General features: G+C 70.2%; 3 protein-coding genes. 1 reads left to right on the top strand and 2 read right to left on the bottom strand.

Going from position 1 to position 4,296, the window contains the following annotated elements; translation table 11 throughout:
- Window positions 1-95: 95 nt before the first annotated feature.
- Window positions 96-1,859, bottom strand: coding sequence for a beta-galactosidase (locus AOK24_RS40030; protein WP_055724827.1), 1,764 nt, complete (start codon window positions 1,857-1,859; stop codon window positions 96-98).
- 290 nt (window positions 1,860-2,149) lie between these two features.
- On the opposite strand from AOK24_RS40030, the gene AOK24_RS40025 reads away from it, so the two are divergent.
- Complete coding sequence (locus AOK24_RS40025; protein WP_055724826.1) at window positions 2,150-3,589, top strand: ATP-binding protein; 1,440 nt, start codon at window positions 2,150-2,152, stop codon at window positions 3,587-3,589.
- 279 nt (window positions 3,590-3,868) lie between these two features.
- Here the strand turns inward: AOK24_RS40025 and AOK24_RS40020 are convergent.
- Window positions 3,869-4,296 (bottom strand): Uma2 family endonuclease (locus AOK24_RS40020; RefSeq protein WP_055724825.1); only part of this gene is annotated, 428 nt, incomplete at its 5' end.

The following is a 4,296-nucleotide window of genomic DNA, read 5'->3' as shown; positions in this document are numbered from 1 at the left end:
GTGCAGGTGGTGGGTCACAGGGGTGGCTGACCTTACTGAACTTGCCGATTCCGCTGAATTTTCAGAATTTTCAGAATTTTCAGAACTCACCGGCCTCACTGACCCTTCGGGCCCAGGTCGGGCGCGTCGACGAGGCGGGCACGGTTCGTCGCGTTCGCCTGGAGCTCCAGCACGATCAGCGTGTTGGAACCGGGGCGCAGAACGGGACCCGGGACGTACAGGGTCTGCTGCGGTCCCCGGTTCCAGTACCGCCCGAGCGAGAAGCCGTTGATCCACGCCTGCCCCTTCGTCCACCCCGGCAGCGAGAGGAACGTGTCGGCAGGGTCGGCGACCTCGAACGTCCCCCGGTGGAAGGCGGGTTCGGCGCACGCCTCGGTCTCCGCGTCGGCGTACAGCGCGGCGCCGAGGGGGGCGTCCATCGGGAGCGGGCGGCACTCCCAGCCGGTGACCGGCATGCCGTCGAACGTGACCGGGCCGAGGAGCCCCTTGGGCGTGCCGATCTTGGGGCCGTAGTTGACGCGGCCCATGTTCTCCACGAGCACCTCCAACACGGCGCCCCTGCGGTGCACTTGGACCGGGAGGCTGGTCTCGCGGCGCTCGTTCTCCAGCACGCCGACCGGCGCGCCGTCGACGTACACCTGAGCCCGGTCCCCCACGCCGCCCTCGAAGCGCAGCACGCCGAGGCCGTTCTTCGGCAGGCTGCTGCGGTACAGGACGTACCCGGCCCGCATCCCCAACTCGTCGGCTGTGATGGGTGTTTCGGTGCGAACTGTCCGCCCCGACAGCTCGGAGAGGTACGGCAGCAGCGGGGCCCGCTCGGTCAACTCGACCTCGGTGACAGGCAGTTTGGCCGACGGTGCGGGCAACTCCTCCGGTACCGGCGCGTACTTGGCGATGACCTCGCGGAACGCGTGGTACTTCGGGCCGGGGTCGCCGTTCTCGGTGAGGGGGGCGTCGTAGTCGTACGAGGTGACCGTGGGGGCGTACGTGTGGTGGTGGTTGGCGCCGTTGGTGAGGCCGAAGTTGGTGCCGCCGTGGAACATGTAGATGTTCACGGAGGCGCCGGCCGCGAGGAGCTTGTCCAGGTCGGCGGCGACGTCCGCCGTGTCGCGGGTGTGGTGCGGGCCGCCCCAGTGGTCGAACCAGCCGATCCAGAACTCGGCGCACATCAGGGGGCCTTCGGGCTGATGGGCCCGCAGGGTGGCGAGCGCGGTGTCGATCTTCCCGCCGAACGTGCCGGTGGACAGGACGCCGGGGATGCTGCCGGCCTGCTGGTGTTCCGGGTTCACCTGGTCGCAGGTGAACAGGAGTTCCTCGATGCCGCGTGAACGGAACGCCTCCACAAGGTACTTGAGGTACGCGGTGTCGTTGCCGTACGCGCCGTACTCGTTCTCCACCTGGACCGCGATGACCGGGCCGCCGGATGCCGCCATGTGCGGCAGGAGCGGGGGCAGGAGCAGGTCGAGGTAGCGGTCGATGATCGCCGTGAACTTGGGGTCGCTGCTGCGGAGTTGGACGTCCGACTCCGACATGAGCCAGTGCGGGAGGCCGCCGCCGTCCCACTCCGCGCAGATGTAGGGGCCCGGACGGAGCAGCACCTTCAGCCCCTCGCCCTGCGCCAGCCGCAGGAACCTCGGCAGATCCAGCAGCCCGTCCAGCACCAGCGTCCCCGGTTCCGGCTGGTGCAGGTTCCACGGCACGTACGTCTCAACGGTGTTGAGACCCATCAGCCTCGCCTTGCGCAGCCTGTCGGCCCACTGGTCCGGGTGCACCCGGAAGTAGTGCAGCGCCCCCGAGATGATCCGGAAGGGCTCGCCGTCGAGCTCGAACGAGGTGGGGGTAGTACTCAGGGCGGACATGGAGGGTCCTTTCGGAGCCGAGGGGATGCTTGCGCGAGGGGAACGACCGTCCTCGGGGGCACGCCACTGGAAGCGGACATGATCGGACACACGACCTCCAGAAGACGGCCCACGTCGATGTGGGGACGGTTCTCACAACCTCCGACGCGGCGATGTTACCGGTAACATCGCCGACGTCAACAGAGTTTGCACAGGGGTTTGAGAAAGGGCTGGACAGAGGGAAAGCTCATGTCTGACTTACTATGATTCACTTGAGTAAGTTCATTACGAGTAACCACGGAGGGTCACCCATGCCAGGCTTCGTAGGCCGCACCACCGAGCTGGCCCTCCTCGACCGCCACCTCGCCTGGGTGCGCGCCGGGCGCGGCGACCAGCGCGGCCGGGCCCTGCTCCTGCGCGGCCGGCGCCGGGTCGGGAAGTCTCGGCTCGTCGACCTGTTCTGTGAGCGCGCCCAGGTCCCGTACGTGGTCCACCAGGCCACCCGGGGCGAGAGCACCGACCGGGAGCGGACCCGGTTCCTCGACGAGGTCCGGCACTCGTCGCTGCCCGACACCGGGCTCCTCACCGGTGTCACCGGCGTCGCCGCGTGGGACACCGCCCTGCGCCAGCTCGCGGCGGTGCTTCCGGACGACGCCCCCAGCATCGTCGTACTCGACGAACTTCCCTGGATGCTCGAAGGCGACCCCGTGCTCGAAGGCACCCTGCAGACGGTGTGGGACCGGGTGCTGAGCCGCAAGCCCGTCCTGCTCGTCCTCATCGGCAGCGATCTCGCGATGATGGAGCAGCTCTCCTCGTACGGCCGCCCCTTCCACCAGCGCGGCGTGGAGATGGTCCTCGCGCCGCTCTCCCCCGCCGAGGTCATGGCGATGACCGGGCTCCCGGCCGCCGACGCCTTCGACGCGCACCTGATCACCGGCGGTCTGCCGCTGGTCTGCCAGGAGTGGCAGGAGGGCGAGAGCCGCGCCGCCTTCCTCTCCCGCGCCTTCGACGACCCCACCTCCCCCCTCCTCGTCTCCGGCGAGCGGGCGCTGGCCGCCGAGTTCCCGACGTCCCTCCAGGCCCGGCACGTGCTGTCCGTGATCGGCAGCGGTGAACGGACCTTCGGGACGATCGCGGCGAAGGCCGGGGCCATGGACCGGCCGCTCCCGCCCGGCTCGCTCAACCCCGTCCTGCGCACCCTCGCCGACAAGCGGCTCGTCGCCGTCGACACGCCGCTGTCCGTCCGCGCCGGTGACCGCGACCGCCGCTACCGCGTCGCCGACCCCTACCTCCGGTTCTGGCTGGCCTTCCTCGAACGCGGCATCCCCGAGATCGAGCGCGGGCGCGGGCGGGTCGTGGCCGAGGCGGTCGAACGCGGGTGGGCCTCGTGGCGCGGCCGGGCGATCGAGCCCGTCGTACGGGAGTCCCTGGGCCGCCTGCTGCCCGACGCGACGTGGCCTCGGGTGCGCGAAGTCGGCGGCTGGTGGCCCCGTACGAACAATCCCGAGGTCGATCTGGTGGGCGCCGATCGGGCGCCGGCCCGGGAGATCGGGTTCGTCGGGTCGGTCAAGTGGTACGAGCACGGGTCGTTCGACCAGCGGGCGCTGGCCGCGTTGGCGCGGGACGCGCTGGCCGTTCCCGGCGCGGACGCGGGGACTCCCCTGGTCGCCGTGTCGCGGTCCGGGTTCTCTGTCGACGGGCTTGCGGCTGCGTACGGGCCTGAGCGGTTGATGGAGGCGTGGGGGGTGTGACGTCCGGACTTCGTCGTCCTCGGTGAGGCCGGCGTCGAGGGCACGCGCCTGGAGGGACGGTGGCGCCTCCGCCTTCGATACGGGGATCCGCGTCTCCTTCATGCCGTGACGCTCGGCGGATTCCGTCCGGGACAAGCCGGGAGCGGTACGCGGGTCGTAGACGAACTGGCCGAGTTCGCGGGCCAGTTCAGCGTCCTCGTAAGGTGGCCGCACTCAGGGTTGTCCTCCGCCGCTTCACTCAGGAGCTTGCGGTGGTGACGGGCTTCCAGTCGGCGGGGTTCATGGGTATTGCTGGTCCCTGTCCCGCGGGGGGCCGTACAGCCCGAGGCCCGTCGTCCCCAGCTCGCCGCCGAGTTCCGCGGGCAGCGGTACCGTCTCGCCGTACTTGCCGTGTACGACGCTCCGGCACTCGCCCTCGCCGGGGCGGCCGAACAGCGACCACGTGCCGGTCCTCGGGTCGATCTGCAACAGGCGGGGGACGCGGGCTGCCGCGTACCACGCCGTCTTCTCGTTGATGCCTTTGAGGCGCTCGCTCGGAGAGATGACCTCTACGGCCAGCTCCACCGCGTCGGCGTCCAGGAGCCGGCCGTCGTCGTCCTTGAAGGCGCGGGGGCCGATGGTCAGGTCGGGGGTCGCGTAGTCGTCCGGGTCGCCGGGCATGGGGACGGAGACGTTCTCGAAGGCTTCGTGCGGGGGCGGGAGTTGGG

Origin of the sequence: Streptomyces niveiscabiei, assembly GCF_001419795.1 — a bacterium.
Lineage (GTDB): Bacteria > Actinomycetota > Actinomycetes > Streptomycetales > Streptomycetaceae > Streptomyces > Streptomyces niveiscabiei.
Note: the sequence above shows the minus strand (reverse complement) of the source record. Positions and strands in the feature narration are given on the sequence as shown.